The sequence below is a fragment of the Paenibacillus vietnamensis genome (assembly GCF_020169515.1).
GTDB lineage: Bacteria > Bacillota > Bacilli > Paenibacillales > Paenibacillaceae > Pristimantibacillus > Pristimantibacillus vietnamensis.
The window spans coordinates 1-26,922 of record NZ_JAHMHW010000021.1 but is presented as its reverse complement, the minus strand read 5'-3'; the positions used below and the strand labels follow the sequence as shown (position 1 = coordinate 26,922).

Annotated in this window: 27 protein-coding genes and 1 tRNA gene; 3 read left to right on the top strand and 25 right to left on the bottom strand. The window is 53.0% G+C overall.

Annotation, left to right across the window (positions count from 1 at the left end; genetic code table 11):
- Positions 1 to 115: 115 nt before the first annotated feature.
- Together gap and KP806_RS24175 are read right to left on the bottom strand one after the other, a co-directional pair.
- Positions 116 to 1,120: a type I glyceraldehyde-3-phosphate dehydrogenase gene (gene gap / locus KP806_RS24180; RefSeq protein ID WP_224726327.1), complete on the bottom strand. Its 1,005-nt coding sequence runs from the start codon at positions 1,118 to 1,120 to the stop codon at positions 116 to 118.
- 96 nt (positions 1,121 to 1,216) lie between these two features.
- On the bottom strand, positions 1,217 to 2,263 hold the full coding sequence (locus KP806_RS24175) for a sugar-binding transcriptional regulator (RefSeq protein WP_224726326.1): 1,047 nt from the start codon (positions 2,261 to 2,263) through the stop codon (positions 1,217 to 1,219).
- A gap of 234 nt (positions 2,264 to 2,497) precedes the next feature.
- Between KP806_RS24175 and KP806_RS24170 the strand changes: the two genes are divergently transcribed.
- Both KP806_RS24170 and clpP read left to right on the top strand, forming a co-directional pair.
- A tRNA-Arg gene (locus KP806_RS24170) sits at positions 2,498 to 2,572 on the top strand.
- Positions 2,573 to 2,758: 186 nt separating this feature from the next.
- Positions 2,759 to 3,343, top strand: coding sequence for an ATP-dependent Clp endopeptidase proteolytic subunit ClpP (clpP, locus tag KP806_RS24165; protein ID WP_224726325.1), 585 nt, complete (start codon positions 2,759 to 2,761; stop codon positions 3,341 to 3,343).
- Between the two features lie 330 nt (positions 3,344 to 3,673).
- On the opposite strand, the gene KP806_RS24160 is transcribed toward clpP, so the two are convergent.
- The 23 genes from KP806_RS24160 to KP806_RS24050 all read right to left on the bottom strand — a co-directional run bounded on the left by KP806_RS24160 (position 3,674) and on the right by KP806_RS24050 (position 26,060).
- Entirely contained in the window at positions 3,674 to 3,943 is a 270-nt protein-coding gene (locus KP806_RS24160; RefSeq protein ID WP_028609180.1) for an HPr family phosphocarrier protein, read from the bottom strand.
- Positions 3,944 to 4,049: 106 nt separating this feature from the next.
- Positions 4,050 to 4,979 (bottom strand): DNA-binding protein WhiA, encoded by a 930-nt coding sequence (whiA, locus tag KP806_RS24155; RefSeq protein ID WP_224726324.1) that lies wholly within the window; start codon positions 4,977 to 4,979, stop codon positions 4,050 to 4,052.
- A gap of 6 nt (positions 4,980 to 4,985) precedes the next feature.
- Positions 4,986 to 5,972: a gluconeogenesis factor YvcK family protein gene (locus tag KP806_RS24150; RefSeq protein ID WP_224726323.1), complete on the bottom strand. Its 987-nt coding sequence runs from the start codon at positions 5,970 to 5,972 to the stop codon at positions 4,986 to 4,988.
- Between the two features lie 13 nt (positions 5,973 to 5,985).
- Positions 5,986 to 6,873 (bottom strand): RNase adapter RapZ, encoded by an 888-nt coding sequence (rapZ, locus tag KP806_RS24145; RefSeq protein WP_224726322.1) that lies wholly within the window; start codon positions 6,871 to 6,873, stop codon positions 5,986 to 5,988.
- A 9-nt stretch (positions 6,874 to 6,882) separates the two neighbouring features.
- Complete coding sequence (locus tag KP806_RS24140) at positions 6,883 to 7,833, bottom strand: ROK family glucokinase (protein WP_224726321.1); 951 nt, start codon at positions 7,831 to 7,833, stop codon at positions 6,883 to 6,885.
- Positions 7,834 to 8,020: 187 nt separating this feature from the next.
- Complete coding sequence (trxB, locus tag KP806_RS24135) at positions 8,021 to 8,968, bottom strand: thioredoxin-disulfide reductase (RefSeq protein WP_224726320.1); 948 nt, start codon at positions 8,966 to 8,968, stop codon at positions 8,021 to 8,023.
- Between the two features lie 65 nt (positions 8,969 to 9,033).
- Entirely contained in the window at positions 9,034 to 10,779 is a 1,746-nt protein-coding gene (locus tag KP806_RS24130) for a HEAT repeat domain-containing protein (RefSeq protein ID WP_224726319.1), read from the bottom strand.
- Positions 10,780 to 10,944: 165 nt separating this feature from the next.
- Positions 10,945 to 11,895, bottom strand: coding sequence for a ribose-phosphate diphosphokinase (locus KP806_RS24125; RefSeq protein WP_224726318.1), 951 nt, complete (start codon positions 11,893 to 11,895; stop codon positions 10,945 to 10,947).
- A 118-nt stretch (positions 11,896 to 12,013) separates the two neighbouring features.
- Positions 12,014 to 12,820, bottom strand: a complete 807-nt coding sequence (gene hisJ / locus KP806_RS24120; protein WP_224726317.1) for a histidinol-phosphatase HisJ — start codon at positions 12,818 to 12,820, stop codon at positions 12,014 to 12,016.
- A gap of 37 nt (positions 12,821 to 12,857) precedes the next feature.
- Positions 12,858 to 13,541, bottom strand: coding sequence for a bifunctional phosphoribosyl-AMP cyclohydrolase/phosphoribosyl-ATP diphosphatase HisIE (hisIE, locus tag KP806_RS24115; protein WP_224726316.1), 684 nt, complete (start codon positions 13,539 to 13,541; stop codon positions 12,858 to 12,860).
- Positions 13,538 to 14,296 (bottom strand): imidazole glycerol phosphate synthase subunit HisF, encoded by a 759-nt coding sequence (gene hisF, locus KP806_RS24110; protein WP_224726315.1) that lies wholly within the window; start codon positions 14,294 to 14,296, stop codon positions 13,538 to 13,540. Before hisF ends, hisIE begins: the two co-directional genes overlap by 4 nt.
- A gap of 325 nt (positions 14,297 to 14,621) precedes the next feature.
- Positions 14,622 to 15,227, bottom strand: coding sequence for an imidazole glycerol phosphate synthase subunit HisH (hisH, locus tag KP806_RS24105; protein ID WP_224726314.1), 606 nt, complete (start codon positions 15,225 to 15,227; stop codon positions 14,622 to 14,624).
- Between the two features lies 1 nt (position 15,228).
- Positions 15,229 to 15,834 carry an imidazoleglycerol-phosphate dehydratase HisB gene (hisB, locus tag KP806_RS24100; protein ID WP_263575864.1) on the bottom strand — a complete coding sequence of 202 codons (606 nt, stop codon included), beginning with the start codon at positions 15,832 to 15,834 and terminating at the stop codon, positions 15,229 to 15,231.
- Between the two features lie 53 nt (positions 15,835 to 15,887).
- A complete protein-coding gene (gene hisD / locus KP806_RS24095; protein WP_224726313.1) occupies positions 15,888 to 17,177 on the bottom strand; it encodes a histidinol dehydrogenase in 1,290 nt (429 codons plus the stop codon).
- Between the two features lie 27 nt (positions 17,178 to 17,204).
- Positions 17,205 to 17,849, bottom strand: coding sequence for an ATP phosphoribosyltransferase (hisG, locus tag KP806_RS24090; RefSeq protein WP_224726312.1), 645 nt, complete (start codon positions 17,847 to 17,849; stop codon positions 17,205 to 17,207).
- A complete protein-coding gene (locus KP806_RS24085) occupies positions 17,846 to 19,057 on the bottom strand; it encodes an ATP phosphoribosyltransferase regulatory subunit (RefSeq protein WP_224726311.1) in 1,212 nt (403 codons plus the stop codon). Before KP806_RS24085 ends, hisG begins: the two co-directional genes overlap by 4 nt.
- 190 nt (positions 19,058 to 19,247) lie before the next feature.
- Complete coding sequence (locus KP806_RS24080) at positions 19,248 to 19,781, bottom strand: acyltransferase (protein ID WP_224726310.1); 534 nt, start codon at positions 19,779 to 19,781, stop codon at positions 19,248 to 19,250.
- The gene (gene ppaX / locus KP806_RS24075) at positions 19,774 to 20,439 is read right to left on the bottom strand and encodes a pyrophosphatase PpaX (protein ID WP_224726309.1); all 666 of its coding nucleotides are present in this window, start codon (positions 20,437 to 20,439) and stop codon (positions 19,774 to 19,776) included. The genes KP806_RS24080 and ppaX overlap by 8 nt, the downstream gene beginning before the upstream one ends.
- 16 nt (positions 20,440 to 20,455) lie before the next feature.
- Complete coding sequence (gene lgt / locus KP806_RS24070) at positions 20,456 to 21,481, bottom strand: prolipoprotein diacylglyceryl transferase (protein WP_224726308.1); 1,026 nt, start codon at positions 21,479 to 21,481, stop codon at positions 20,456 to 20,458.
- A gap of 20 nt (positions 21,482 to 21,501) precedes the next feature.
- Entirely contained in the window at positions 21,502 to 22,440 is a 939-nt protein-coding gene (hprK, locus tag KP806_RS24065) for an HPr(Ser) kinase/phosphatase (protein ID WP_224726307.1), read from the bottom strand.
- A gap of 220 nt (positions 22,441 to 22,660) precedes the next feature.
- Complete coding sequence (locus KP806_RS24060; RefSeq protein ID WP_224726306.1) at positions 22,661 to 23,782, bottom strand: ABC transporter ATP-binding protein; 1,122 nt, start codon at positions 23,780 to 23,782, stop codon at positions 22,661 to 22,663.
- A gap of 90 nt (positions 23,783 to 23,872) precedes the next feature.
- Positions 23,873 to 25,012 (bottom strand): PucR family transcriptional regulator, encoded by a 1,140-nt coding sequence (locus KP806_RS24055; RefSeq protein ID WP_224726305.1) that lies wholly within the window; start codon positions 25,010 to 25,012, stop codon positions 23,873 to 23,875.
- 100 nt (positions 25,013 to 25,112) lie between these two features.
- Positions 25,113 to 26,060 (bottom strand): glycosyltransferase family 4 protein, encoded by a 948-nt coding sequence (locus KP806_RS24050; protein WP_224726304.1) that lies wholly within the window; start codon positions 26,058 to 26,060, stop codon positions 25,113 to 25,115.
- Positions 26,061 to 26,191: 131 nt separating this feature from the next.
- Between KP806_RS24050 and ssuE the strand changes: the two genes are divergently transcribed.
- On the top strand, positions 26,192 to 26,746 hold the full coding sequence (gene ssuE, locus KP806_RS24045; RefSeq protein WP_224726303.1) for an NADPH-dependent FMN reductase: 555 nt from the start codon (positions 26,192 to 26,194) through the stop codon (positions 26,744 to 26,746).
- The last annotated feature ends 176 nt before the right edge of the window (positions 26,747 to 26,922 follow it).

Genomic DNA, 26,922 nt, shown 5'->3' with positions numbered 1-26,922 from the left:
AAAAGAGGCCGCTCCTTCAAAGAAGGAACGGCCCCTTGGCCGGCGGCCCATCATAAGCCGCGGACCAAGGACCTTGGCTCCGCACGCGAAGCCGCGGTCCGTCCGCCTTCTTTGCTTACAGACCTTTGCTTGCGATGTAAGCAGCAAGATCAACTACGCGGTTCGAGTAGCCCCACTCGTTGTCGTACCAGGAAACGACTTTAACCATGTTGCCTTCAACAACCATAGTCGACAAAGCGTCGATTGTGGAGGAAGCAGGGTCGCCGTTGTAGTCGCTCGATACAAGCGGCAGTTCATTGTAGTTCAGGATGCCTTTCAAAGGACCTTCGGAAGCTTCTTTGAATGCTGCGTTTACTTCTTCAACCGTTACGTTAACTTTCAGCTCGGCAACGAGGTCAGTTACGGAAACGTTTGGAGTAGGTACGCGCATTGCCATACCGTTCAGTTTGCCTTTCAGCTCAGGAAGAACAAGGGAAACGGCTTTCGCTGCACCAGTCGACGAAGGAATGATGTTCTCAGCAGCTGCGCGAGCACGGCGCAGGTCTTTGTGAGGAACGTCAAGCACGGATTGGTCGTTCGTGTACGAGTGAACGGTTGTCATCATGCCTTTTACGATTCCGAATTTGTCGTTCAATACTTTTGCGAAAGGCGCAAGGCAGTTCGTTGTACAGGAAGCGTTGGAAATAATGGTGTGTGCCGCAGGGTCGTATTTGTCTTCGTTAACGCCGATAACAACCGTGATATCTTCGTTAGTAGCAGGTGCGGAGATGATAACTTTTTTCGCGCCGCCTTGAAGGTGAAGCTCAGCTTTTTCTTTCGCTGTGAAAATACCAGTCGATTCAACAACGATTTCAGCGCCTACGGATGCCCAAGGAAGGTCAGCAGGGTTGCGCTCTGCGAATACTTTGATTTCGCGGCCGTTAACGATCAGCGCGCCTTCTTGAGCTTCTACAGTTGCGTCAAGCTTGCCGTGAGTCGTATCGAATTTGAGCAGGTGAGCCAGTGTTTTCGTGTCCGTCAGATCGTTTACCGCTACGATTTCTACGTTCGGGTTGTTCAGTGCTGCGCGGAATACGTTACGGCCGATGCGACCAAAACCATTAATACCAACTTTAACCATTTGTTATTTCCTCCTAAGCATTAATAAGAAATTTGATATATATATTTCAAGATGTTTGCCTAAACCATCGGCATTCATCATGATTCCTCTTGCCCGTTAGCTGCCTGCCGCTTTATCCTGCTCGATCACATTAACAATTTCAAGAGCGGCCGCTTCGTCGGTTACCAGCATATCGTTATGCCCGAAGCGCATGATCGCGGCTATCGCCTCACCTTTGCTTCTGCCTCCGGCAACGCCTATAACAACTTCAGTGTTAACAATATCCTCCAGCCGTAACCCTACCGTTTGCATTTTGTGCACGACTTCGCCGTTTCGGTCAAAATAAAACCCGAACGACTCCGCCAGCGCGCCTTCCGCCTGCATCTCTTCGATGACCTCGCTGTCAAGCTTTCTGCGTCTTGCCATGACCATAGCGTCCCCGATTCCGTGTATGACGATGCGGGCACTGCGGATAACGGCTACGATCTCCTGAATATTAGGCTCTTGCATAATGGAAGCGAACGCTTCCTGACCCAAATGATCCGGCACATGCAGCAGCCGGTACTGCGCTCCCGTCCGTTTGGCCAACGTCGACGCGATTGTGTTCGCCTGATAATCGAGGCTTTCGCCGAGACCGCCTCTCGCCGGAACGAACCAGTTGGTCTTGAGCGGCACATTCGACGACATCTGGCTCGATACCTGGGCGATCGTCGTTCCGCCGGTTACTGCGACTACGTCGCTTGGACGCAAAACTTTATTCAGCAGCTGACAGCCTGCCCGGCCCATCTCCCGCTTCGTCTGCGCCGAGGTTTCCGAATCGCCCGCCACGATGACGACCTTCGACAGGCCGAAGTGGCTTCGGATCTTCTCCTCCAGCTCGGACAAGCCGAACATGGTTTTGTAGAAGGGCTCAAGCTGCTCAAGCAATTGCTTGCCCGCTTCGCTGATGCGCATGCCTCCCGAATGAATCTCGAGCAATCCTTGTGTTTTCAGAAAATCGGTCTCCGCCCGAAGCACACGCTCCGTCATCGATAATGCCGACGCTAGCGTACGGCGTCCTATAGAATCCGAAAGCATCACCTGATGAAGGATCGAATACCGCTTCTTCATGACGTCCAGCAGATCCGGTACAAGCTGCTGCTGCAGTTCTACGATCTGATGCATCTCTTTCCTTCACTCCATCGGTCTTTCGCGTATTCGATTTTTGAGCTGGACATTATTCGTCCCGCTGTATCATTTCAAGTCCCACCATTAGTTTATCGGAAATCTTTCGCCGCCGCAAGAGGCCTTTTCCATTTGAAAACGATTACCGTCACATTTTTCACAAATTTAATTTTTCAACCCCTCTTGCTTTTCGGACGCTAATCACATATAATCATTTTTGCTACTGTTTTTTATGCGCCCGTGGTCCAATGGATATGACGTAGGCCTCCGGAGCCTGAGATCTAGGTTCGATTCCTAGCGGGCGCGCCATTACTTTTTCAACTTTCGCCAATATCTATAATGATTCAGACAAACCGTTCCTATACGTTAGGGCGGTTTTTTTAGTTCATTTGCCAATCGTTTGACTATCTTTGACTTTTGGCAATTCATCCGTTATTATGGGATTACGAATACGATTTAACCATTCATATTTGTTGAGGAGGGGGCACGTTGGATATGAACTTCGTACCTATGGTTATTGAGCAGAACAATCGCGGTGAGCGTGCATATGACATTTACTCTCGCCTTTTGAAGGATCGGATTATTTTTCTCGGTTCCGGCGTAAATGATGTTGTCGCCAACTCCATCATCGCTCAAATGCTGTTTTTGGCAGCGGACGATCCGGAGAAGGACATCTCGCTCTATATCAACAGCCCGGGCGGCTCGATCACAGCAGGTATGGCCATCTACGATACAATGCAGTATATAAAACCGGACGTGTCGACGATTTGCGTAGGCATGGCCGCTTCCATGGGTGCCTTCCTGCTTACTGCAGGCGCCAAAGGCAAACGATATGCGCTCCCGAACAGCGAGGTCATGATTCACCAGCCGCTGGGCGGAGCGGAAGGACAAGCAACCGATATCGAAATTCGCGCGCGCCGCATCCTCAAGATGCGCGACAAGCTGAACGGCATCCTGGCAGACCGCAGCGGCCAGCCGCTTGAGCGAATCGAAAGGGATACCGACCGCGATTACTTCATGAGCGCCGAAGAAGCGCGGGAATACGGACTCGTCGACAAGGTTATCGAGAAAATCGGCTAATTTACGGTGCATGCTTAAAAGGCTGCCTCTCCGTTCATCTAAGTGACGGAGGGCAGCCTTTTTTATTTTATGTACGCCATACGGTAATGTCAGCTGTTGATCTTGGTTCTGCTGCAGTTTCTGCAGTGGATTCAAGACAAAATCAAGCCATCGACCTCTCTGCTGCATTTCATGCAGTGGATTTCCGTCTAAAAGGCCTTTTGGTGCCTCGTGACGGTTATTCTGCTGCAAAACATGCATTGAAATTTTGATTTCCATATAAAAAAAGAGCTGCCGCCGCAAGCTCTGCCGAGCCCGCGTGACATCTCCCCCTTTTTCGCATTCGCGCTGTTATTGGTTCTCCAGCTCTTCTTTGCTGACCAAAGCGACTAAAGCGTTTACAGCCTGCTCTGCGTCCGAACCTTCCGCACTGATGGATACCTCGGTGCCGGAGCTGATCGCTAAGCTCATAATCCCCATAATGGATTTAGCATTCACTTTCTTGTCGTCTTTCTCAACAAATACTTCGGAGGAAAATTTGTTCGCTTCTTGTACGAATAGTGCTGCAGGTCTTGCATGAAGTCCCGTCTTGAGACGAACGACAACCGGAAGCCTTGTCATGGAAACCATACCCCCTATATTTTACTGAATCATTAGCATGCCAAGTGAAAAAAAGCCATTTTGAATTATTATATCATTATACCAGCTGATACACTAGGATGAAAGGTCAGACTCCCCGGATTTTTTCCGCGAGCTCGTCGATCTTCCGCAGCCGGTGATTGACTCCTGACTTGCTGACTTTGCCGCCGAGCATTTCGCCGACCTCCGTCAGGTTCATATCCGGGTGCTGCAGCCTGATGACTGCAACCTCCCTTAATTTCTCCGGCAGGCTGTCAAGGCCTACCTCTCTTTGCAGCAGCTTGATGTTCTCGATCTGGCGGACGGCCGCTCCGATCGTTTTGTTCAGGTTTGCCGTTTCGCAATTCACAATACGGTTAACCGAATTCCGCATGTCGCGCATAATTCTTACGTCCTCAAACTTGAACAAAGCCTGATGGGCGCCGATAATATTAAGAAATTCGATAATTTTCTCGCCTTCTTTAATGTAGAAGACGAAGCCCTTTTTGCGCTCGATACATCTGGCGTTCAGATCGAACTTGTTGGCCAAGACCACGATCGCCTCGCAGTGCTCCTCGTACATCGACGATATTTCCAGATGGTACGAAGAGCCTTCGGGATTATTGACCGATCCCCCCGCCAGGAACGCGCCGCGCAAATACGACCGTTTGCAGCATGGCTTACGGATAATATCCTTGTCGATTCCTTGGTTAAACATAAAGCCCTCGGAAACGATTTTCAGCTCGCTTAATATTTCCTGAACGCCCGCAGGTATACGGACAATGTACACATTATTTTTTTTGAGCCTCATTTTCTTGCGGACAAGCAGTTCGACATGCACCTCGAAATGCTTTTTGAGCAGGGAATAAATCCTTCTGGCAATGGCGGCATTTTCCGTTGAGATGTCCAGAACGACTTTGCGACTGGAGACGCTGACCGAGCCGTTCATCCTTATGAGTGCAGACAGCTCCGCTCTTTCGCAGCAGTCGTCCGCTTCTATAAGAGTCAGCTCTTTCTTCGTTTGGGCCGCAAATGACATCGTTCATCACCTCTTTCGTATCATCCAGTTCTCTACCAGTTTATATATATGATGGCTTAAACGTTCGGCATCATGCCTCAAAAATGTCCGGAACAGGACGAGCCGGTCCGCAATGACCTTATAGCCCTTTTCCGTCACCGCATCCAAATCGAGATGGACCGCTTTTGCGCCCATCGCCGCATATTTGCTTTTGACCTGCGGCGGAATCTCGCCGTCGTTCACAATGACGTAATCAAATAAATGATGTCCGATATGCTTATAAATGGCTTCAAGATGATCGCCTACCGAATAATTATCGGTCTCGCCCGGCTGCGTCATCACATTGCAGACGAACAGCTTAACCGCTTCCGAGTCGACAATCGCATTCGCAAGCTTAGGAACGATCAAATTAGGGATAATGCTCGTATAAAGGCTTCCCGGTCCGATCAGAATCGCATCGGCCTGCTCGATCGCCTCTACGGCCTCCTGCAAAGGCTCTACGTCCACAGGCTCCAGGAACACTCTCCTGATCGCTTGGCCGGCCTTCGGAATCATCGATTCCCCGGTTACGATCGATCCGTCGGCCATTTCGGCCTTCAGTACGATCGCCTGGTCGGCCGCCGGCAGCACCCGTCCCCGTACGGCCAATACGCGGCTTAGCTCGCGCACGCCCGTGACGAAGTCGCCCGAAATATCGGTCATGGCTGCGAGCATCAGATTGCCCAGGCTGTGACCGGCCAGCCCGGGCACCGATTTGAACCGGTACTGCAGCACATCGGTGAGCAGAGGCTCCGCGTCCGCAAGCGCCATCAGCACGTTGCGGATGTCTCCTGGCGGCGGAATCTGCAGCTCATTTCTCAGGATGCCCGAGCTTCCCCCATCGTCGGCGACCGTCACGATCGCCGTTATGTCGAGCGGCTTCTCCTTTAAACCCCGCAGCATGACGGAGAGGCCTGTTCCTCCGCCAATGACGACGATTTTCGGCCGCCTTATTACCTTATGTCGGTTGGACAAAAGCTTCACCCCATCAGTGTTTATCACGGTCGGAATCGCGGTGGCTGACACGGACGCGCTCCGTATCGCTGCTGCCGAGCATGCGGCCCAAATACTCGGCGATTGCCACCGAGCGGTGCTTGCCCCCTGTACAGCCTATTCCGATCACGACCTGGCTTTTGCCTTCCTTGGCGTATAGAGGAATAAGGAACTGCAGCATATCCAGCAGCTTGGTAAGAAACTGCTGGGTCTCCGGCCATTTCATCACATAATCGTATACGTCCGGATTTTGGCCGGTGTTCGGACGCAAATGCTCGACATAATGAGGATTTGGCAGAAAACGCACGTCGTAAATCAGGTCGGCGTCGATCGGAATACCGTATTTGAAGCCGAAGGATGTTACGTTGATCGAAAGGCTGGACCGGTTATGATTCGTAAAATGATTAATAATCCGCTCTTTCAGCTGGACCGGCTTCAGGATGCTCGTATCGATTACCTGGGACGCCGAGCCCTTCAGATCCTCCAGCAGCCTTCTCTCGTTGCGTATGCCTTCCAGAGGCAATCCTTCCGGTGCCATCGGATGGCGCCTGCGGCTTTCCTTATACCGCTGCACTAGCACCTCGTCCGTGGCGTCGAGGAACAGAATTTCGCAGCTGATCGTAAAATGTTCTTTGATGTAGGTCAACGATTCCGACAGCGCCGTGAAAAACTCCCTGCCTCTAAGGTCGATGACGAGCGCCACCTTGCCGATTTTCCCGTTCGATTGCTCGATCAGCTCCGCGAACTTCGGAATAAGGACCGGCGGCAAATTGTCGACGCAGAAGAAGCCTAAATCCTCAAGGCTTTGTACAGCAATGGTTTTGCCTGCTCCCGACATACCGGTAATAATGACAAGCTTAGCTACTGCCGCTGCCGTTTCCATTTGACTACCTCACCCTCTTAAAATAAGTCCTGCAGCGCCTACCACGCCCGCGTTGTTGCCAAGCGTAGCCGCTACGATCTTCACATTCTCCTTCGCCTGATCCTGCGTATATTTCTCGAATACCTCGCGAATTTGGTCGAACAGGAAATCGCCTGCTTTCGACACTCCTCCGCCGATGATGAAATACTGCGGGTTAAGGACAATCGCAAGCATTGCCATCGATTTGCCTAAGTAATAGGCTGCCCGGCTTACGATGCGGGTGGCCACTTCGTCGCCCGCTTTGGCCGCGTCAAGCACGTCCTTCGCCATGATGAACTCGACCTGCGACAGGGAAGTGCGGTCGCCGCGCTCTACGGCGTCCTTGGCCATGCGGATAATTCCGGTTGCCGACGACACGGTTTCCAGGCAGCCCATTTTGCCGCACCCGCACTGAATCGCTTCCAGGTCGGGAACGATGGCCATGTGGCCGAGCTCGCCCGCCATGCCGGCGTATCCTTCTACGATTTTGCCATCTATAATAATTCCGCCGCCAACGCCGGTGCCAAGGGTGTAGCACACGCAATGGGCGATGCCTTTGCCCGCTCCGCCCCAAGCCTCGCCAAGCGCCGCAACGTTCGCATCATTGTTGACTTTAACGATTTTGTTCAGTGCCTGCTCCAGATAGCCCTTCAAGTTCACGTTCTCGATCTTCAGGTTCGGGGCGAATTTCACGATTCCGTTCGGAATGTCGAGGAAGCCTGCGATGCCAACGCCAACGCCGTCTACTTGTTCCCAATCATATTCCGATTCGGCTACGATCTGCTGTGCGTATTTTGCAATATTCTGCAGGATCGTGTCCGTTCCTTTATTCGACTCCGTCGGCCCTTCATACGTACGAAGCAGCTGTCCGTCCGCATTGCAAATGCCTACCTTGATAGCGGTTCCGCCAACATCGACTCCAACGTAAATCTTTTCAGACATCACTAGTCCACCTCATCAATGTGTTAATCTTCTCTGTAACACTATAAGCTTTCCTTTACCCTGCGGTCAAGATAGAGGAACCCGCGCAATCCGCGGTCTCCCGGCGAATGAAAAGGCTATACCCTCAAGCTTGCGGCTCGGCTGGTATAGCCCCTGTCTGTATTGTTATGATGCGCCCGAGAGAGTATTACAGCGTTTTGCTCCAGTCGTGCGTTACAGCGCCTTCCAGAAATCTTTCGCAATCGAGCGCCGCCATGCAGCCGCTGCCTGCGGCCGTAATCGCCTGCCGGTATTTGCTGTCCTGCACGTCGCCGCATGCGAATACGCCCGGTACGTTCGTTTCCGTCGTTCCCGGCTTCACCTGAATATAGCCGTATTCGTCCGTATCGATTTGGCCGTTCAGGAACTTGGTGTTCGGCGTATGGCCAATTGCGATGAAAATGCCGTCCGTCTCGATGACCTCCTCGCTGCCGGTCGCATTATCGCGAACCTTAAGGCCTGTGACGCCCATACCGCCGGCAACGACCTCAACCGGAGTGCGGTCCAGGCTCCAGCTGATCTTCTCGTTCTCGCGCGCGCGATCCTGCATGATCTTGGAAGCACGCAGCTCGGTACGGCGGTTCACGAGCTCAACGTTTGTAGCAAAACGAGTCAGGAAGTTGGCTTCCTCCATTGCAGAGTCTCCGCCTCCGACTACGATAATTTTTTTGCCGCGGAAGAAAAATCCGTCGCATGTCGCACAAGTGCTGACGCCGCGACCGACATTTTCCTTCTCGCCCGGAATGCCCAGGTACTTCGCCGATGCGCCGGTGGAAATAATCAGGCTTTCGCCCACCAGCTCGCCTTGGCCTTCCACTTGTACCTTGAACGGACGCTCAGACAGATCGACGCTGTTCACCCAGCCCGTTATAAACTTCGCGCCGAAGCGCTCCGCCTGCTTGCGCATGTTCTCCATAAGCTCCGGACCCATGATGCCTTCGGGAAAACCCGGGAAGTTCTCGACCTCAGTCGTCGTCGTCAGCTGTCCGCCCGGCTCCGGTCCCTCGATAATAAGCGGGTTCATATTCGCGCGCGCCAGATAAATGGCCGCCGTAAGCCCGGCAGGGCCGGTGCCGATAATAATCGATTTGTACATGTGCAAAGTCACCTCGTGAAATGGTTTATTCGTCCTGGCGATAATGATAAATCAATTTATCGCTATCATAAATTGTCATCATTTGAAAAAACGGAGCTGATCGACTTCATCTTCTCTTTGATGCCGCATGCTTCATCGATCATTTTGACGTTCTTGCTGACCGTAGCGATCGACGTACCGTAACGGACGGACACCTCATGATAGGAAATCGCCCTCCGGTGCATCTTGGCCGTTAAATATTCAAGTGCGGCGGCCCAGCCTTCCGGCTTCGTCAGCTTCGGAACATCCGGATACACCCGCGACAAAAATTCCACCCACAGCGTCATTAGATCATGCTGCTGAACAAGATCGTACTGCTTGCTCATCCGGCTTAAGGCAAGCTCGGCGACCGACTGCCACTTGTCTTCCCAAACCGGCAGCCTCGACGGCACGCGGTTAGGCTCGACGACGACCGTCTTCCCTTCCAGCACAGCCTGCAGCGGCTCTTGAACGCCGATTGTCCGCAGCACGAATATCGCGATCCGCTTCAGATAATCGTCCTCGCCCGCTTCAAGAAGAAACGTGCGAAGCACATCCCTCACCTCGTTGTCGGCAATCATGCCCAGCGCCTGAATGACCTGGAGCTTCGTGTGCTGATCGCCATGGCGCAGCGCCCAGAAGAAAGAAGAGCGAACGAGCGGATCGCGCTTCAAATGATCCGGAATGCCGTCCGACGATTTCTCCCACAGCTTAAACTGCTCTTCGAAGGGCAAATGGTAATGGTAGCTGATGGTGGCGGTTTGCGCTCCGCTCTTTACCAGCTCCAGCTGCTCCATGTAGTAGTGCGGGATGCCCGACACCGGATCGAGCTTGATCGTCTGCTTCCACAATCTTTCCGCTTCCTGCAATCTTCCTATATTGCACGCTGCGACCGCGGCATAATGATACAGGCAAGGATCCTGATGAAGCTCCGAGTCCTTGAGCAGACGGATGAAGTGCTTATAAGCAGCTCCATGCTCTCCTAAGATTCCCATAGTCGTCGCTAATTTAAACACATGCTCCTGATGGAAAGGCACCGTTTTGCGAAGCAGCTCGAGCAGAGGCTTTAACGCTTCGCCGTCATTCGCATGCTGGTAGAAGATCGCCAGGTTGCACAGCGCATGCAGGTTGCCTGCTTCAAGCTCCAGCACTTCCCGGATCGTCAGCATCGCTTTGTCGAACATGCCCATATAATAATAGGCAAGCGCTAAATTGTTGCGGGCTGCGAGAAAATCCGGCTGATTCTCGATAATCTGCTCCAAAATGCGGACAGCTTCGGTAAATTTCCCTTCCTCCAGCAGCATGCGCGCATTGTCATGCTCGACCATGCCCTCGCGGGACTTAATATTCGTTATGCGTGCGGGGCGCTCCAGCTCATAATGAAGCAAATCCATCATTTCTTCCGCTTCGTCAAGGAACTGGCCTTCCGCGTCCTCTTCCAAATATTGAATCAGCGAGCCCTCGGCCGCTTCGTATTGTTCCATGTTGGCGAAATTGTTGGCCATGTAGAAATGACATTCCGTCATGGAAGGATCGAGCTCATCTACGATCCAGCCCAAAATCCGGTTCGATTCCTCGTAGTTGCCCATTTCGGACAGGATGCCCGCCATATTGCAATGGTTGACCGGATTATCCGGCTCGTATTCAACGGCGCGACGAAAATATTTGAGTGCCTTGTCATAGTGGAACCGGTCCAGCGATCGGACCGCACGCTCGAAAAAAAACGTGGCATCCCATTGAACCGGTATGACCTTCGTCTGTTGATTGACGGCAATGCGTTTCTTTCCTTTCATCTGCAAGGCACCTCCCGTATCTTCCGATTTTCTACGATTATACCATAGCCCCGGCTATCCTAACACGAAAGAATATGTGGGAAAATCGCGGACGGCATACAAGCCTCCCGCGATTTCCCGCTGTGTAGTCTATTTGGTTCGTTGACAGGCTGCGGTTCCCGGCGCTTATACGCCGTTGCTCTTGAACAAGGTGCTGATGGAGCCGCCTTCCAGGATGATTCTTGTCGCCTCCGCAAGCAGAGGGGCGACCGACAGCACCGTGAAGCGCTCGGGCTTCGATTCCGGCAGGCTGATCGAGTCGGTAACGATAACTTCTTTAATATGCGGATGATCCAAACGCTCAATGGCGGAGCCGGAGAAAAGCGGGTGCGTCGCGCAGACGTAGACATCCTCTGCGCCATGCTCCTTCAAGCTCTCCACTACGTTCACGATCGTCGTGCCCGTGTCGATCAAATCCTCGATGATGATCGGAGTCTGACCCGCAACATCGCCGATTACGTGCGTAATCACCGATTCATTATGCGCAGGACGCTTCTTGATCATGATCGCGAACGAAGTGTCCAGGTAGTTCGCAAGCTTCTCCGCAGTGGAGGCGCGGCCTGCGTCCGGCGATACGACGACCGGATTCTTAATGTTCTTCGATTTCAGGTAATCGCTGATGAGATCAAGCGCCGTCATGTGATCGACCGGAATGTTGAAGAAGCCTTGAATAGCCGGAGCATGAAGGTCAATCGTAATAACCCGGTTCGCTCCGACGGTCGTCAGCACGTCCGCCAGCATCTTCGCCGAGATCGGCTCGCGCGGCGCCGCTTTGCGTTCCTGACGCGCATAACCGTAATAAGGCATGATAATGTTGACCGTCCGGGCGGAAGCACGCTTCGCCGCATCGATCATAACAAGCAATTCGACAAAATGCTCGTTGATCGGATGGGAGAACGATTGCACCAGAAAGACGTCGCAATTACGGATCGTTTCCTCGTAATGCACGTAAATTTCTCCGCTTTTGAAACGGGACATCTTGATCGCACCTAGCGTCAGACCTAGCTCTTCACTGATTTTCTGAGCCAATACCGGATTAGACGAACCCGAAAAAATACGCACCTTGTCGCTTAACATGATACCCTCCTGAGCGTTTAAACCAATAAATTTAACTGAACCTGTGTTCTCGTCCTTGCCACATTATTCGACAAAGCATGTTTTGGTCATCTATATTATACATTGATTTTGCGAGAATTCAAAAATCAATTAGCATTAATTTTCGACAATTAAATGTCGCCAGCTGGGTATAACCGACTTCCTTCAGCGCCGCACGCGCCTGATCTAAATATTGCCCGAGCCTTTCGGGCTGATGTGCGTCTGAGCCGATGGTCACGGGGATGCCCAGCTTGTGTGCGTATTCCAGCATACGGCGGCTCGGGAACATTTCCTCCACCGGCATCCGGAGTCCCGATGCGTTGAGCTCGATGGCCAATCCGTTTTTCTTGACGGCCTCAAGCGCCGCATTTTCCAGATGAGTCACGTCCCCCTCCGGCTTGAAGCCGAACCGCTTGATGACGTCGATATGCCCGATATAGTCGTAGAAGCCGGTCGCGGCCGCTTTCGCAACGGCATCGTAATACTGCTCGTACACCGCCATCCGGTCACGGCCTTCCCAGCCGTGCGTCTGACGGAAGTCGGTAATGTCCCATTCCCCGAGAAAATGAACCGAACCGATGACGTAATCCCAAGGGTACGCCTTCACGATCGCTTCGATCTGCTCCTCGCAGCCTTCGATATAGTCGCCTTCCAGGCCGATCCGGATATCGATCCGGTCCTTGTATTTCTCCTTCAGCGACAGGCACTCCTCCACGTAACGCGGGAGCTCCTCCATCGGCATCGCCATTTCCGGGTAATACGTTGCCGGATTGACGTGCAGCAAAGGCATATGGTCGGAAAGGCCAAGCTGCGCGAGTCCGATCTCGATTCCCTTCCGTACGTATTCCTCGAGCTCGCCGACAGCGTGACCGCAGCGAGCGTGGTGGGTATGATAATCGATCAACATGTGCGTACCGGCCTTTCCCGTGTAGTTTGGTTTAAAGCTATCTCATCTTATTCGTCGTCGGCTTGCCGTGGCGGCTTTCGATCTCGGCGATCACGTCGTCCAACGGAAGCCCGCGCTCGCGCAGAAGCACCATCAGGTGGAAAATCAGGTCTCCCGTTTCGCTGCGCAGCTCGTTATTGTCTTTGTTTTTGGCGGCAATAATGACCTCGGAGGCTTCTTCGCCCACCTTCTTCAAAATTTTGTCGACGCCTTTATCAAACAGATAAGTCGTGTAGGAACCTTCGGGGCGCTCCGCGTAACGCTCTGCGATAACCGACTCCAGTTTGCCGAGCGTTGCGAACCGGTCTTCCTTCGGCTGCTCGCCGGCCGCCGCTTCGCCCTGTACCTGAATCTGGTTAAAGAAGCAGCTGTATTTGCCCGTATGGCAGGCCGGGCCGTTCTGTTCGACCTTCACCAGCAGCGTGTCGCCGTCGCAGTCGTAGGCCATCGAAACGATACGCTGGGTATGGCCGCTCGTAGCGCCTTTGTTCCACAGCTCGTTCCGCGAACGGCTCCAAAACCAGGTGACGCCGTTCTGTACGGACAGCTGCAGCGATTCCCGGTTCATGTAGGCCATCATCAGCACTTCCTTGCTTTGCGCATCCTGAACGATGGCCGGGACGAGACCGTTATCATCCCATTTGATTTTGGCGGCCAGGTCGTTTATTTTCGTTTCCGTCATCGTACTTCTACACCCTTTCTGCGCAAATCGTCCTTCACTTCGCCGATCGTCATTTCTTTATAGTGGAAAATCGTCGCCGCCAGCGCCGCATCCGCATGCGCCCGCTGGAAGACGTCGTTGAAATGCTCGATCCGTCCCGCTCCCCCCGAGGCGATGACCGGTATGCCGAGCGAGTCGGATACCGCGCGCGTCAGCTCGATGTCGAAGCCGTCCTTCGTTCCGTCCGCGTCCATGCTGGTGAGCAAAATTTCGCCGGCTCCAAGCCGTTCGGCCTCGCGGGCCCATTCCAGCGCCTTAATACCCGTCGTTTGGCGGCCGCCGTGGGTGTATACCTCCCACTCGCCCCACTCCGCATTGTACTTCGCGTCGATCGCAACGACGATGCACTGCGAGCCGAACTTGCGCGAGCCTTCCTGTACGAGGGAAGGATTTTTGACCGCAGCCGTGTTGATGCCGATTTTATCCGCGCCTGCCCGCAGCAGCCGCTTCATGTCGTCAACGTGCGAGATGCCTCCGCCGACCGTGAACGGAATCGTAATTTCGCCGGCCGTCCGCTTGACGACCTCGATCATCGTCGCGCGGCCTTCAACCGATGCGGATATGTCCAAAAACACAAGCTCATCCGCGCCTTCTTGATCATAGGTCGCCGCAAGCTCGACCGGGTCGCCCGCGTCTCGCAGGTTGACGAAATTAACGCCTTTGACCACGCGGCCGTCCTTGACGTCGAGACACGGTATGATACGTTTCGCCAGCATGTTTTCCTCTCCTTTATCAGTTGCTTGTGTAGTGTCGCCGAGCCAAATAACTGGATTTCATGACTTTATTTTTAGAGGTTACGAACGATTAGCTGAAATAACTGGAAAAGATGAATCTAATTCATCCATCCAGCCGCATAACTGCTAATCCCCCGACTATTAGATATACAAAATCCAGTTATTTTTCCGTAAAGCGCGACCCTGCCTGAAATAGATGCAAAAAATCCATTTGTGCCTGAAGTATGGTCCGATTAGTATGGTCTCGACCGGCAACTGGCACGCTTATGTCCATGCCTGCTGGGAACGTCTTTCCTGCCAGCTATTCTTACTTTGTCAACGACAGGAAATTGCCCAGCAGCTGTATGCCGAGATCGCCGCTTTTCTCCGGGTGAAACTGCATGCCGAATACGCTGCCGCGGCCGACAATTGCCGTTACCTGCTGGTGATAATCGGTTGTAGCAAGCAAGTCGCTCTGAAGCTCAGGCCGGGCATGGAAGGAATGCACGAAGTAGACATGCCCTTCCGTCAAGCCGTTGAACAGGGGCGATTGCTCCTGCAGAAAGGAAAGCTTGTTCCAGCCCATATGCGGGATTTTGTAATCGCCCTGAAAGCGGATCACGTTCCCCGGCAATAGTCCGAGCCCTTCGTGAATACCGTATTCCTCGCTTTCGCTGAACAGCAGCTGCATCCCGAGGCAGATACCAAGCAGCGGCTTGCCGGAAGCCGCGTATTGCTTCACCACCGCATCAAGCCCGGTCTCGCGCAAATTGTGCATCGCATCGCCGAAGGCTCCAACGCCCGGAAGAATCGCGCCGTCCGCATCCATAATCACCTGGGGGTCCGCCGTGATCACGGCTTCATAGCCTAATCGTTCCACCGCTTTGCTGACGCTGTGCAGATTGCCCATGCCGTAATCGATGATCGCGATCATATTACAGCACTCCTTTCGTAGAAGGCACTCCTTGTACGCGGGGGTCGATGCTGGTCGCTTCGTCAAGCGCGCGTCCGAGCGCCTTGAATACCGCTTCGATCATATGATGCGTGTTTTTGCCGTAATGCACGATGACGTGGAGCGTAATACGCGATTCGAGCGCCAGCTTCCACAAAAATTCGTGCACAAGCTCCGTCGAGAAGCTGCCGACCTGAGCCGACGGATACTCCGCGCGGTATTCGAAATGCGGCCGGTTGCTGACGTCGATAATAACCTGCGCCAGCGCCTCGTCCATCGGCACGAATACGCTCGCGTAACGCTTGATGCCGCGTTTGTCGCCAAGCGCCTCGCGCAGCGTCTGGCCGATACAGATGCCGATATCCTCTACCGTATGGTGATCGTCGATGTCGATGTCGCCGCGCGCTTCGACATTCAGATTGAACTGCCCGTGCTTCGTGAACAAATCCAGCATGTGATTCAGGAACGGCACATCCGTATCGATTTTTGCCTCGCCGGTTCCGTCAACCGCAAAGCTAAGCTTAATATCCGTTTCATTTGTTTTGCGCTCCACCGACGCCTCGCGCACTCTATTCTCCGCCACGTTCATTCCTTCTTTCCTGATATCTATTTATAAAAGCTCTATCTATAAAAGCCGCTACTTTAATCGTTCCGTTCTTTCTCCAGTCTGATTTCGATCGCGCGAGCATGCCCTTCGAGGCCTTCATGGCGGGCAAGCGTCATAATTTTATTGCCGTTTGCCAGCAGCGCTTCTTTGCTGTAGTAGATCAGGCTGGATTTCTTCAAGAAATCATCCACGTTAACCGGCGACGAGAACCGTGCCGTGCCGTTCGTCGGTATAATGTGGTTCGGCCCTGCAAAATAATCCCCGACCGGCTCCGAGCTGTAAGGCCCGAGAAAAATAGCGCCAGCGTTTTGGATCAGTCCGAGCAGACTCATCGGGTCGGCCGTCAGCACCTCCAGATGCTCCGGAGCGAGCTGGTTGACGACGTCGATGCCCGCTTCGAGCGAATCGACGAGCAGTACGGCGCCGTAGCTGTCGATCGAGCTTCGGGCAATATCCTGCCGCGGCAGCGTGGACAGCTGACGCTCCACCTCCGCCGCAACTGCCTCTGCAAGCCGGCTTGACGGCGTAATCAAAATCGCCGACGCCATCTCGTCATGCTCGGCCTGGGAAAGCAGATCCGCGGCGACATACGCCGGATCGGCCGAATCGTCGGCAAGCACGACGATTTCACTCGGGCCGGCGATGCTGTCGATATCGACGGCGCCGAACACGGCGCGCTTCGCCAGCGCCACATAAATGTTGCCCGGTCCGCAAATTTTGTCGACCGGAGCAATTGTAGCGGTGCCGTACGCCAGCGCGGCAATCGCTTGAGCCCCTCCGACCCGGTACATCTCCTTGACGCCCGCCTCGGCGGCGGCTACGAGAATATACGGGTCGATGCCCTCCTTGCCGCCGGTAGCGGGCGGCGTAACCATCACGATCTCCGGCACGCCTGCCACCTGTGCCGGAATTACGTTCATCAGCACGGACGACGGATAAGCCGCCTTGCCCCCGGGCACATATACGCCGACCCGCTTCAGCGGTCGCATAATTTGCCCGAGCATCGTCCCGTCCGGCTGCAGGTCCATCCACGAGTTCCGCATCTGCTTCTCGTGGAAAACCCTCACGTTCGAGGCCGCCTCGCGGATCGCCTCGAGAAACGCGGCGTCGACCTGTCCGTACGCCGCCTGAATTTCCTGCTCCGTCACGCGCAGCGACGCCGCATCCAGCTTCACCCGGTCATGCTGCTCGGTATACCTCAGCAGTGCCGCATCCCCTTCGGCCTTTACGTCTGCGACGATCCTCAAGGCCGCTTCATTTTGCTCCGGTGTCCCGTATTCCACCTCGCGCTTCAAACCAAACTGCTCCGCCTGCATAATGCGCATGTAACCCTCTCCTTTCGTATCTATAACCTACACCCGTACAGCTAAAGTCTCCTGGAGCCGGTCGCACAGCCCTTGTATCGCCTCGTTCTTCATCCGGTAGCTGACCCGGTTCGCAATTAGGCGGCTCGTAATGCCGAAGATGGACTCCATCTCCACCAATCCGTTTTCCCGCAGCGTTTGACCCGTTTCCACCATATCGACGATCCGGTCGGCCAGGCCGATCATCGGCGCAAGCTCGATCGAGCCGTTCAGCTTAATGACCTCAACCTGCTGGCCTTGCTCGCGGAAATACGCCGACGCCACATTCGGATACTTCGTAGCGACGCGCGGGTTAATGACCGGCTTCCAATCCGGCAGCCCGATAACGGACATCCGGCATTTCGCGATGCCAAGATCGAGAAGCTCGTAGACGTCCTTATTTTCCTCCATCAGCACGTCCTTGCCGACGATTCCGATATCCGCCACCCCGTATTCCACATAAGTAGGAACGTCGACCGGCTTTGCCATGATAAACTCCATCCCGGCCTCGGGAAGCTCGATGATGAGCTTGCGCGTATCGTCAAAATCGCTCGGAATCGGCAGTCCCGCTTCGCGGAACAGCTTCGACGCCTGTTTATAAATGCGGCCCTTCGGCATGGCTACCTTCAAAATATCCCTGTTCGCTCCGCTCATCGAACGCCGCCTCCTTCCGTATACGTTAGCAATGTCGTGTAGCTCACGCCTTTATGCGTGAACGGTGACCTTTCTCCTGCAGCGGCAACCGCCGCACTCCAATCCGCTACCCGCTCCGTCACGACGCTGACGCCCTCAGCCCGCAGCTGCTGCGCCTTCGCAAGCGCCGCCGACCGGCCAGAGGCATCGTACAGCACGAGCGTACGCTCCGCTGCCGTCTCCTCCGCATCGCCGAGCAGCTCCAATACGCGGGTCGTCTTCAGCGCAAAACCCGTCGCAGGCGCCGGCCGGCCGAACTGCGCAAGCAGATTATCGTACCGCCCGCCGCTCACGACAGGGAAGCCGAGATCCGCCGCATATCCTTCAAAAGTCATCCCCGTATAATAGGAAAAATCCCCGATCATCGTCAGATCGATCAGCACATACTCGCTTACTCCGTAAGCCTTCAGTACATCCCAAATTTCGCACAGATGGCGGATAGACGCCTGAGCCGTCGCATCGGCGCTCAGCTGCAGCGCCTGATCGCAAATTTCCTGTCCGCCGCGCAAACGTAAAATCCCCTCCAGCTCGCGCTGTACCGGCTCCTCAAGCGCAAGCTCGCGCAACTGCTGGCGGAAGCCGACATAATCGCGGCCGAGCAGGCAGCTTTTCAGCTGCTCTTGTGCGTCTGTACGTCCCGGAAGCGTCTCTTCCAGCAAGCCGTTCAGGAAGCCTACGTGCCCGATCGCAATTTTGAAGCGTTCCACGCCTGCCGCCTTAAGCGAGGCGATCGCAAGCGCCACAACCTCCGCATCCGCCTCGGCCGACGAATCGCCTACCAGCTCAACGCCCGTCTGGAAAAATTCCGCCTCGCGGCCCGCTTCCTCCTCAATCGCCCGGAACACATTGGAATGATAAGACAAGCGCTGCGGAAAATCCGACTGCTTCAACAAAGAGGATACTACGCGTGCAATCGGGGCGGTCATATCGGAACGAAGCACGAGCGTCGTGCCACGGTTGTTAAGCAGCTTAAACAGCTTCTGGTCGGACGTTGCGCTCGCTACGCCTACCGTATCGTAAAATTCCATCGTCGGCGTCATGATCTGCTCGTAGCCCCAGCCTTGCATGCAAGCGAGCACCTGACGTTCGATATGGCGCAGCTTCGCTACTGCACCCGGCAAATAATCTTTAACGCCTATCGGCTTCTCAAATACTTTCGGTTTAGACATCCGTTATCACCTTCGGTTACTTTAGTATATTAAAGTGCTACCATGTTACCATACTAACAAATTAAAGAATTAGTCGTAATAATATCACGAAATTCGAGTTTTAGTCAAGAGAACGGCCGTGCCCAGGGCAAAAAAGAAAGCCCCATTCCAATAGCCTTAATCGGCCATCGAATGAGACTTTTCCCATTATTTAATTAATGATATTGCGTGTCTGCTCGTCCAGATCGGGCGATACAACGGCATCGCCGCGCCGGATTTCCCGCATCGGATTGCCTCCCACAAACGCGTAGGCCGGCACGTCCTTATGGACGAGCGAGCCTGCAGCCACGACCGCATGATCGCCGATCGTCACGCCGGGCAAAATCGTCGTATTCGCCCCGATCATGACATGCGACCCGATTTTGACATCCCCGAGCCTGTACTCCTCAATTAAATACTCATGCGTCAAAATCGTCGTGTTATATCCGATGATCGAATTATGGCCAACCGATATCCGCTCGGGGAAAAACACATCGACCATCACCATCAGCGCGAAAGCCGTATGCTTCCCTACCTTCATGCCGAGAATCCGGCGGTATATCCAATTTTTGAGCGGTAGTACCGGGCAATACCGCGCCAGCTGGATGAAAATAAAATTCCGTACCGATTTCACCCGGCTTACGGTCGAATAAACCTGCCAAAGGGCGTTCGGTCCCGTCACCGGATACCGTTCAACCTTACGCAAACGACTCCCGCTCCAATCCGATAAAAGCATACAAATCGCGCATATCGTAAATGATATGATGCGCTCCCGCAGACTTCAGCAGCTGTTCGCCTTTCAGCGACCAGGCTACGCCCACCGAAATGGCTCCCGCGTTTACGGCGGACTGGATATCGACGACGCTGTCGCCCACCATAATGGTCGATCCCGGATCCGCGCCCAGCATAGCGATAGCTTTGCTGACAGGCTCGGCATGCGGCTTCGGATTAACAACATCATCAATCGTAACAATCGCATCGATGTAATCGTACAAACCGACAAACTTCAGCCCGCGCTCCGTCGTCAGGCGCATCTTGGTCGTAACGACGCCGATTTGAATGCCATGCGCATGCAGCTTTGCGATCACTTCGTTGACGTAATCAAAAGATTTGACATACTCGTCGTGCAGCCTGAGATTTACTTCCCGGTAAGCCGCAACGAGAGAAGTGACATCCTCCAGCCCGGAGAACAGCTTCATCTGATCTACGAGCGTGTTGCCCATGCTTGGTATGATGTGCTCTCTTCCGAAGTCCTCGGGCACAAATCCCTTCAGCGATTCGATGAACGAGCGAATAATTAGCTCATTAGTGTCGAGTATGGTGCCGTCCAGGTCGAACAGCATCGTTTTAACATTGCTCGTCATTGTATTCCCTCCTGCATTACTCTTTCGCGCGGCTGCTTACATCCTCGTCCAAATCCTCAGCCGCTTCCTCGATTTCCTTCATGGCTCCGCCCGCTCCGTCGTTTTTCTCCGGCTTGCTGGAGACGACCGGATCGCGGTAATACGCCGAAGCAAGCCCCGTCGTGCGCCGGATGACGATGAAAACAATAGCCGCCAGAATCAATACGAGTGCCAATACCTGCGAGATCCGAACGTTGCCGTATGACGGATCCAAATACCCTTGCTCGAATACGGTTCCCATCGGCGTCCATAATGCATTGACTAGCGATGCCAGCCAGCCCGGGCCGATAAAGGCCAAACTGTCGATGCGCAAAGCTTCAATAAAGAAGCGGCCGATTGAATACCAGATGAAATAAGAGGCTACCAGCTCGCCCGCGCGCAAAAACCGTTGGCGGCGAAGCGCGAACAATACTCCGATGCCCACCAGACTCCACAGCGATTCGTACAGAAACGCCGGATGACGGAATGCGCCCTCAGGGAACGCGGCATCCGCAATAAACATGTTGTCAACGATAAAAGCGGGGATATGCAGCGTGTTCCGCAAAAAATCTTCGCTTACCGGACCGCCGTAAGCTTCCTGGTTCATAAAGTTGCCCCAGCGTCCGATCATTTGACCGGCAAGTAACGACGGCGCGCAAATATCGGCGATCCGCCAGAAATTATAACCCTTGTAGCGGAAATAGAAAAAGCCGCATATGAAGGCACCGATTAGCGCACCGTAGATGGCGATGCCGCCTTCCCAAATTTTGAATACATCCAGCAGGTTGCCTTTATAATCTTCCCATTTGAACGCCACATAATAAATTCGCGCTCCGATAACGGCGGAAGGAACGCCTAGCAGAAGCAGGTCCATGAAAAAATCCGGCTTGATCCCGAACCGCTTCCCTTCCTGCACCGCCAGCAGCAAGCCGACCAAAGCAGCGGTTCCCAGAATAATCCCATACCAATGTACCTCAATGGATCCGAGCTTGAAGGCAATGGGATTTAACGCTAATGTCGTCATGTTCTATATCCCCTTTTCGATCAATCGTAATCATCCATATCGTCAGCAATTGTTTCTGTCAGCTTGTTCGTAAATTGAAGCGCCGCGTTGTAGCCCATCCGTTTCAGGCGGAAGTTCATCGCTCCCACTTCTATAATAACTGCAAGGTTTCGTCCGGGACGAACAGGCACCGTAACAAGCGGAATATCCGTATCGATAATGCGCGTCGTCTCCTCGTCAAGCCCTAGACGGTCATACTGCTTGTCCTGCTGCCAATTTTCCAGCTTAATGACAAGCCCGATCCGCTTCTGAGTCCGCACAGCGCCCGCGCCGAACAAGGTCATGACGTTGATGATGCCAAGTCCGCGAATCTCAAGCAGGTGCCGGATCAGCTCGGGTGCGCTGCCGTGCAGCTGTCCGTCCGACGTCTGGCGGATTTCAACCGCATCGTCGGCAACCAGCCGGTGGCCGCGCTTAACCAGCTCGAGAGCGGTTTCGCTTTTACCGATGCCGCTGCCTCCGGTAATTAGCATTCCGACGCCATATACGTCGACCAAAACGCCGTGGATTGTTGCCGTCGGCGCCAGCTTTTGCTCCAGGAAATCGGTAATTCTGCTCGATAAAATCGTCGTAGCCGTCTGGCTCCGCAGCACCGGTATATTCGTCGCATTGGACTGGTCGATCAGCTCCTGCGGCGCCTCCAGCCCTCTCGTCAAAATAATGCACGGCGTATCTTCGTTGCAAAGCCGCGACATGCGATCCTTCCGTTCCTCGCTGTCCAGCATGTCCAGGAACGAAATCTCGGTCCGGCCGAGCAGCTGAATCCGCTCGCTCGGATGATAGTGGAAATAACCAGCCATCTCAAGCCCGGGCCGGTATAAATCGTCTACGGTAATCGCACGCTTCAGTCCGTCTTCACCCGCAATAATCTCTAGCTGAAATTGCCGGATGAGCTCGGACACTTTCACTTTCTTCGGCATCGTAGGCCTCCCTCATATAGCAGCTGCTCTTTTATGTATGTAAGTCTGCTTCCATTGTCTTCATCATAACAGACTCGCGTTTGCACGGCAAAGCCGAAGTCATAAAAGTATGTATGCTTAGTCATTCATTCCTCATTGAGAAGCCCTAGCGCATCATTCAGTTTTCTGCCAATGCATAAAAAAGAACCTCCGGCTAAGCCGGAGGCCCTTTATCGACATCTTAGTTTTCGAAGATGTTCAATTCGGATTCTTTGTCAAACAAATGAATTTTGTTCATGTCGATCGCAAGCTTAACAGTTACGCCGTCGCGTACGCCGGAACGTCCGTCTACACGTGCGATTACCGTATCGTTGCCGATACCGTTCAGGTACAGGTACATTTCGTGACCAAGGTTCTCAGCAACCTCAACGTTGGCGTTAACGATCGTTTGCGGGGAAGCTTCCAGGAATACCGGCTCTTCGTGAAGATCCTCAGGACGAACGCCCATGATCACTTCTTTGCCAATGTAGCCTTTCGAACGAAGCGTTGCCGCTTTGCCTTCAGGAACTACAACGTCTACGCCGCTTGATTTGAAGCGAAGCGCTCCGCCTTGCTCTACAAGGGAACCGTTGATGAAGTTCATCGAAGGAGCGCCGATGAAGCCTGCTACGAAAATGTTCACCGGGTGGTTGTAAAGCTCTTCCGGAGAAGCCGTTTGTTGAATAAAACCGTCTTTCATAACTACGATACGGTCGCCCATCGTCATTGCTTCGATTTGGTCATGCGTTACGTAGATAGTAGTCGTTTCAAGACGTTTAGTCAGCTTGCTGATTTCCGCACGCATTTGACCACGAAGTTTAGCGTCCAAGTTGGAGAGCGGCTCATCCATCAAGAAAACTTGCGGCTCACGTACGATTGCGCGTCCCAATGCGACACGTTGACGTTGACCGCCGGAAAGAGCTTTTGGTTTACGGTCGAGCAAATGCTCGATATCAAGAATTTTAGCAGCTTCACGAACGCGTTTGTCGATGTCTGCTTTTTTGAATTTACGAAGTTTAAGGCCGAAAGCCATATTTTGGTATACGTTCATGTGCGGGTACAACGCGTAGGATTGGAATACCATCGCGATGTCGCGGTCTTTAGGGGCTACGTCGTTTACAAGACGGTCGCCGATAAACAGCTTGCCTTCGGAAATTTCTTCAAGACCTGCAATCATACGAAGAGTTGTCGATTTACCGCAACCGGATGGTCCGACCAGTACGAGAAACTCTTTGTCCTTAATATCTAGGTTAACGTCAGTAACCGATGCTTTGTCAGAACCTGGGTATCTTTTGTAAATGCCTTCTAAACGTACGCCTGCCATGATAATTTTCCCCCTAAGAAAGAAATTTCGATATGCCTATATCTTATCCCAGAGAGAGAATTGTGACTATGCACATACTATACAAAAAAACTAATTTCTTTTCGTAACTTTATACAATAGCAATATAATTTTCGCCAAAACCGCGTCGCGGAATTGTCGAACATCCAGTCCGGTCTCCTGTTTCAGCTTATCTAGACGATATAACAAGGTGTTCCGATGAATATATAATTTCTTGGCCGTTTCGCTTACGTTACAATCCAAGGCAAAAAAAGTTTCAATCGTGCTCAGCATTTCCGACTCGACGAACAAGTCGGCCCGTTTCATTGATTGCTCCAAATATTTGGCTCGCTGCGCTTCCGGAATGGCGTTAAGCAGCCGCTCCAGCTGCAGCATCCATGGTAAATGGATGTTCGTCCCGATATGAAACTTCCGTCCCAAATTCACCGTTTCGCGCAGCAAGATGGTCGTCTCCACAAGCGCTTTGGCCGGTACGGCCGGGTGCGCAACCGCCAAATGGCATTCGCCGATCCATTCGCTTGCAAGCATTTCATGAAGTCCCAGGCATATGGAGGCAAGGCTGTCCTCGATCGATTCTTCCTCCTGCTCTTCCAGCGCTTCGGAGTCTTCGTCCTTCAGCAGTGCTGCCGAACCCCATATGAGCCATTCCTGGCTTTTGAGCGGAATGAGTACGACATCCTCCGACATGAAAGACCTGAGCAGCTTCTCCAGCTCCGTGAAAGCAGTCTGCTTCGTATTTACCTGCTCGGTTACGAGCAGAAACGGAATCATCTCGTTATATAAGCGGCTTCCCGAGGTCAAGTGATCCGGAAGCGAATAAGCGGGCTCGTCCGATTCCAGCTGCTTCTGGATCCATTCGCTCAGCTTCAGAGCGTTTTTCTCCGTCTCCGACAGGGAAGACGTGCTCTCCGGCACGAGCCTGCCTTTTCCGATTTGAAGAGTCCAGCTGATCAGATCCTTTTCGGAGGCCTGCAAGGCGGCATTTTCAATTTCAATCAGTTCAACCGATGAATCGTTGCAGCTTGCCGCAAACCAGATCTTTCCCTCTTTTTCGACGCGCTGGCCCTCCGGCATTCCATCCCTCGCGTCACCAAGCCAAACTGAATCGGCTTCTTTAAGGAGCTCATTCCATTCCATTCTCGATTTCGAAACGACATGCACCGGACATTTCAAAATGTGCTGCAGCGGCTTTAACCAGTCTGTCTTGCTCATTTTTTTATCTCCTATCTCCACAAGCGCCCGAGGAAGGCTATCACTCGCCATGATGAAAAAACGCTTTTTTTCGCCATTGTACCACAAGCGCTTGTCTAATTCAGCCTATCGCCAGCAAAAGGATGATGGAGAGAAGAGCAAACAGCGCCGCGATGAGGTACATAAACGATACCGTTTGAACCTGACTAAGCCCCCATTTCATCAAAATATGATGCGTATGCAGTTTGTCCGCCCGATGCAGCCCTTTGCCGCTTAACAGCCGTCTCAGCATAACGATCGCCGTGTCCAGAATCGGCAGCCCAAGCGCCAATAGCGGTACGAGCAATGTAATCGACGTTGCTTTTTTGAACGTGCCGTCAACGGCAATGACAGCCAGCGTATATCCCAAAAAGGTAGCGCCTGCGTCCCCCATAAATATTTTTGCCGGATAGAAATTGTACAGCAAAAATCCTAAGGATACTCCTGCGACAATTACCGCAAGCAGTGCCGTATCCGGCTGATCCTTCAAAAACGAGATGACCAGCATCGTAACAGCCGATAACGCGCTGACTCCGGAAGCGAGACCGTCAACGCCATCGATGAAATTGATCATGTTAATTAAGGCGAATACCCAAAGCATAGTCGTAAGCCACGAGAACCAGACGGGAAACGTAACAAATGCGCCGTCTAACGGATTCGCGATTCCGGCAATTTTAATTTGCAAAAAAGCAGGTATCGCCGAAACGCCCAAGTAAATGACTACTCTTGGCCAGATGGGGAACTCCTTCCCCTTCGACTTTGCTGCGTCATCAAGCAGACCAATTCCGACAAGAAGCAAACCTCCCGTCATGATCGACATGGTCAGCGGCGTGATACCGATGAATATCATCATTGTCACTATGCAACCGGCAAAAATAGCGGCCCCTCCCATAAGAGGAATCGGCTTGTTATGTATTTTCCTGGACGTCGGCCGGTCAACAAAGCCCAGCCGAAGGGCTGTTCTCCGAAGCGGCGGCACGGCTGCAAATACGATCACAAAGCTGGTAAGCGCCGCTAGCATGTATGTCATGGCTGATTCTCCTTTTTTGGCAGCTGTATGTATACATTGTTCCCATATCTCGATAAAATACAAGAAACAAATCATAACCGTCGACCGGATCATGGGCAGTATATAAATGTAAAATTAGAGGAGTGCACAACATGCCAAAAATCGTTATTATTTCCGGAAGCCCAAACCTGTCGTCCCGTCTTAACGGAATGATCGGGTACGTCCGGCAGAAGCTTGCCGAGCAGCAATACGAAACGAGCGTGGTTACCGTTGTTTCGCTTCCAGCCGAGGATCTCGTCCATGCCAAGTTCGGCAGCCCTGCCATTTTGGAGGCCAACGCATTAGTCGAGCAAGCGGATGCCGTCATCATTGCAAGCCCTGTCTACAAAGCTTCATTCACCGGTGTATTAAAAGCTTATATCGATCTGCTTCCTCAGAAAGGATTAAACGGTAAAATCATTGCGCCGCTGTTCATCGGAGGCACGATCGCACACCTCCTTTCGATCGATTACTCCCTCAAGCCTGTGCTGGCTTCCATGGGCGCCAAGCATTACGTAAGCAGCGTGTATGCCGTCGATTCGCAAATAAACCGAACCCAAGAGCCTAACCAGGATCCCATCTTCGAACTAAATGAAGAGCTTCAAGAACGCCTTAGCGATACCGTGGGCGAGCTTATTTACGAATTGTCTATCCGCAGCCCCAAATAGACCCGTTACAAATAAACAAGCCGTTCCTTGCAGCAAACGTGCAGGAAACGGCTTGTTTTTATAGACAACAAAAAACCGGAGACCCGAAGGCCGCCGGTTGAATTGACTGTTTGAAAAAATGGTGAGCCATGTAGGACTCGAACCTACGACACCCTGATTAAAAGTCAGGTGCTCTA

Excerpts from the sequence above, each read along its gene's own strand:
- gap (WP_224726327.1), bottom strand. The coding sequence starts at position 1,120 with ATGGTTAAAGTTGGTATTAATGGTTTTGGTCGCATCGGCCGTAACGTA.
- KP806_RS24175 (WP_224726326.1), bottom strand. The coding sequence starts at position 2,263 with ATGCATCAGATCGTAGAACTGCAGCAGCAGCTTGTACCGGATCTGCTG.
- clpP (WP_224726325.1), top strand. The coding sequence starts at position 2,759 with ATGAACTTCGTACCTATGGTTATTGAGCAGAACAATCGCGGTGAGCGT.
- KP806_RS24160 (WP_028609180.1), bottom strand. The coding sequence starts at position 3,943 with ATGACAAGGCTTCCGGTTGTCGTTCGTCTCAAGACGGGACTTCATGCA.
- whiA (WP_224726324.1), bottom strand. The coding sequence starts at position 4,979 with ATGTCATTTGCGGCCCAAACGAAGAAAGAGCTGACTCTTATAGAAGCG.
- rapZ (WP_224726322.1), bottom strand. The coding sequence starts at position 6,873 with ATGGAAACGGCAGCGGCAGTAGCTAAGCTTGTCATTATTACCGGTATG.
- KP806_RS24140 (WP_224726321.1), bottom strand. The coding sequence starts at position 7,833 with ATGTCTGAAAAGATTTACGTTGGAGTCGATGTTGGCGGAACCGCTATC.
- trxB (WP_224726320.1), bottom strand. The coding sequence starts at position 8,968 with ATGTACAAATCGATTATTATCGGCACCGGCCCTGCCGGGCTTACGGCG.
- KP806_RS24130 (WP_224726319.1), bottom strand. The coding sequence starts at position 10,779 with ATGAAAGGAAAGAAACGCATTGCCGTCAATCAACAGACGAAGGTCATA.
- KP806_RS24125 (WP_224726318.1), bottom strand. The coding sequence starts at position 11,895 with ATGTTAAGCGACAAGGTGCGTATTTTTTCGGGTTCGTCTAATCCGGTA.
- hisJ (WP_224726317.1), bottom strand. The coding sequence starts at position 12,820 with ATGTTGATCGATTATCATACCCACCACGCTCGCTGCGGTCACGCTGTC.
- hisIE (WP_224726316.1), bottom strand. The coding sequence starts at position 13,541 with ATGACGGAAACGAAAATAAACGACCTGGCCGCCAAAATCAAATGGGAT.
- hisF (WP_224726315.1), bottom strand. The coding sequence starts at position 14,296 with ATGCTGGCGAAACGTATCATACCGTGTCTCGACGTCAAGGACGGCCGC.
- hisH (WP_224726314.1), bottom strand. The coding sequence starts at position 15,227 with ATGATCGCGATCATCGATTACGGCATGGGCAATCTGCACAGCGTCAGC.
- hisB (WP_263575864.1), bottom strand. The coding sequence starts at position 15,834 with ATGAACGTGGCGGAGAATAGAGTGCGCGAGGCGTCGGTGGAGCGCAAA.
- hisD (WP_224726313.1), bottom strand. The coding sequence starts at position 17,177 with ATGCGCATTATGCAGGCGGAGCAGTTTGGTTTGAAGCGCGAGGTGGAA.
- hisG (WP_224726312.1), bottom strand. The coding sequence starts at position 17,849 with ATGAGCGGAGCGAACAGGGATATTTTGAAGGTAGCCATGCCGAAGGGC.
- KP806_RS24085 (WP_224726311.1), bottom strand. The coding sequence starts at position 19,057 with ATGTCTAAACCGAAAGTATTTGAGAAGCCGATAGGCGTTAAAGATTAT.
- ppaX (WP_224726309.1), bottom strand. The coding sequence starts at position 20,439 with ATGACGAGCAATGTTAAAACGATGCTGTTCGACCTGGACGGCACCATA.
- lgt (WP_224726308.1), bottom strand. The coding sequence starts at position 21,481 with ATGACGACATTAGCGTTAAATCCCATTGCCTTCAAGCTCGGATCCATT.
- hprK (WP_224726307.1), bottom strand. The coding sequence starts at position 22,440 with ATGCCGAAGAAAGTGAAAGTGTCCGAGCTCATCCGGCAATTTCAGCTA.
- KP806_RS24060 (WP_224726306.1), bottom strand. The coding sequence starts at position 23,782 with ATGGCAGGCGTACGTTTAGAAGGCATTTACAAAAGATACCCAGGTTCT.
- KP806_RS24055 (WP_224726305.1), bottom strand. The coding sequence starts at position 25,012 with ATGAGCAAGACAGACTGGTTAAAGCCGCTGCAGCACATTTTGAAATGT.
- KP806_RS24050 (WP_224726304.1), bottom strand. The coding sequence starts at position 26,060 with ATGACATACATGCTAGCGGCGCTTACCAGCTTTGTGATCGTATTTGCA.
- ssuE (WP_224726303.1), top strand. The coding sequence starts at position 26,192 with ATGCCAAAAATCGTTATTATTTCCGGAAGCCCAAACCTGTCGTCCCGT.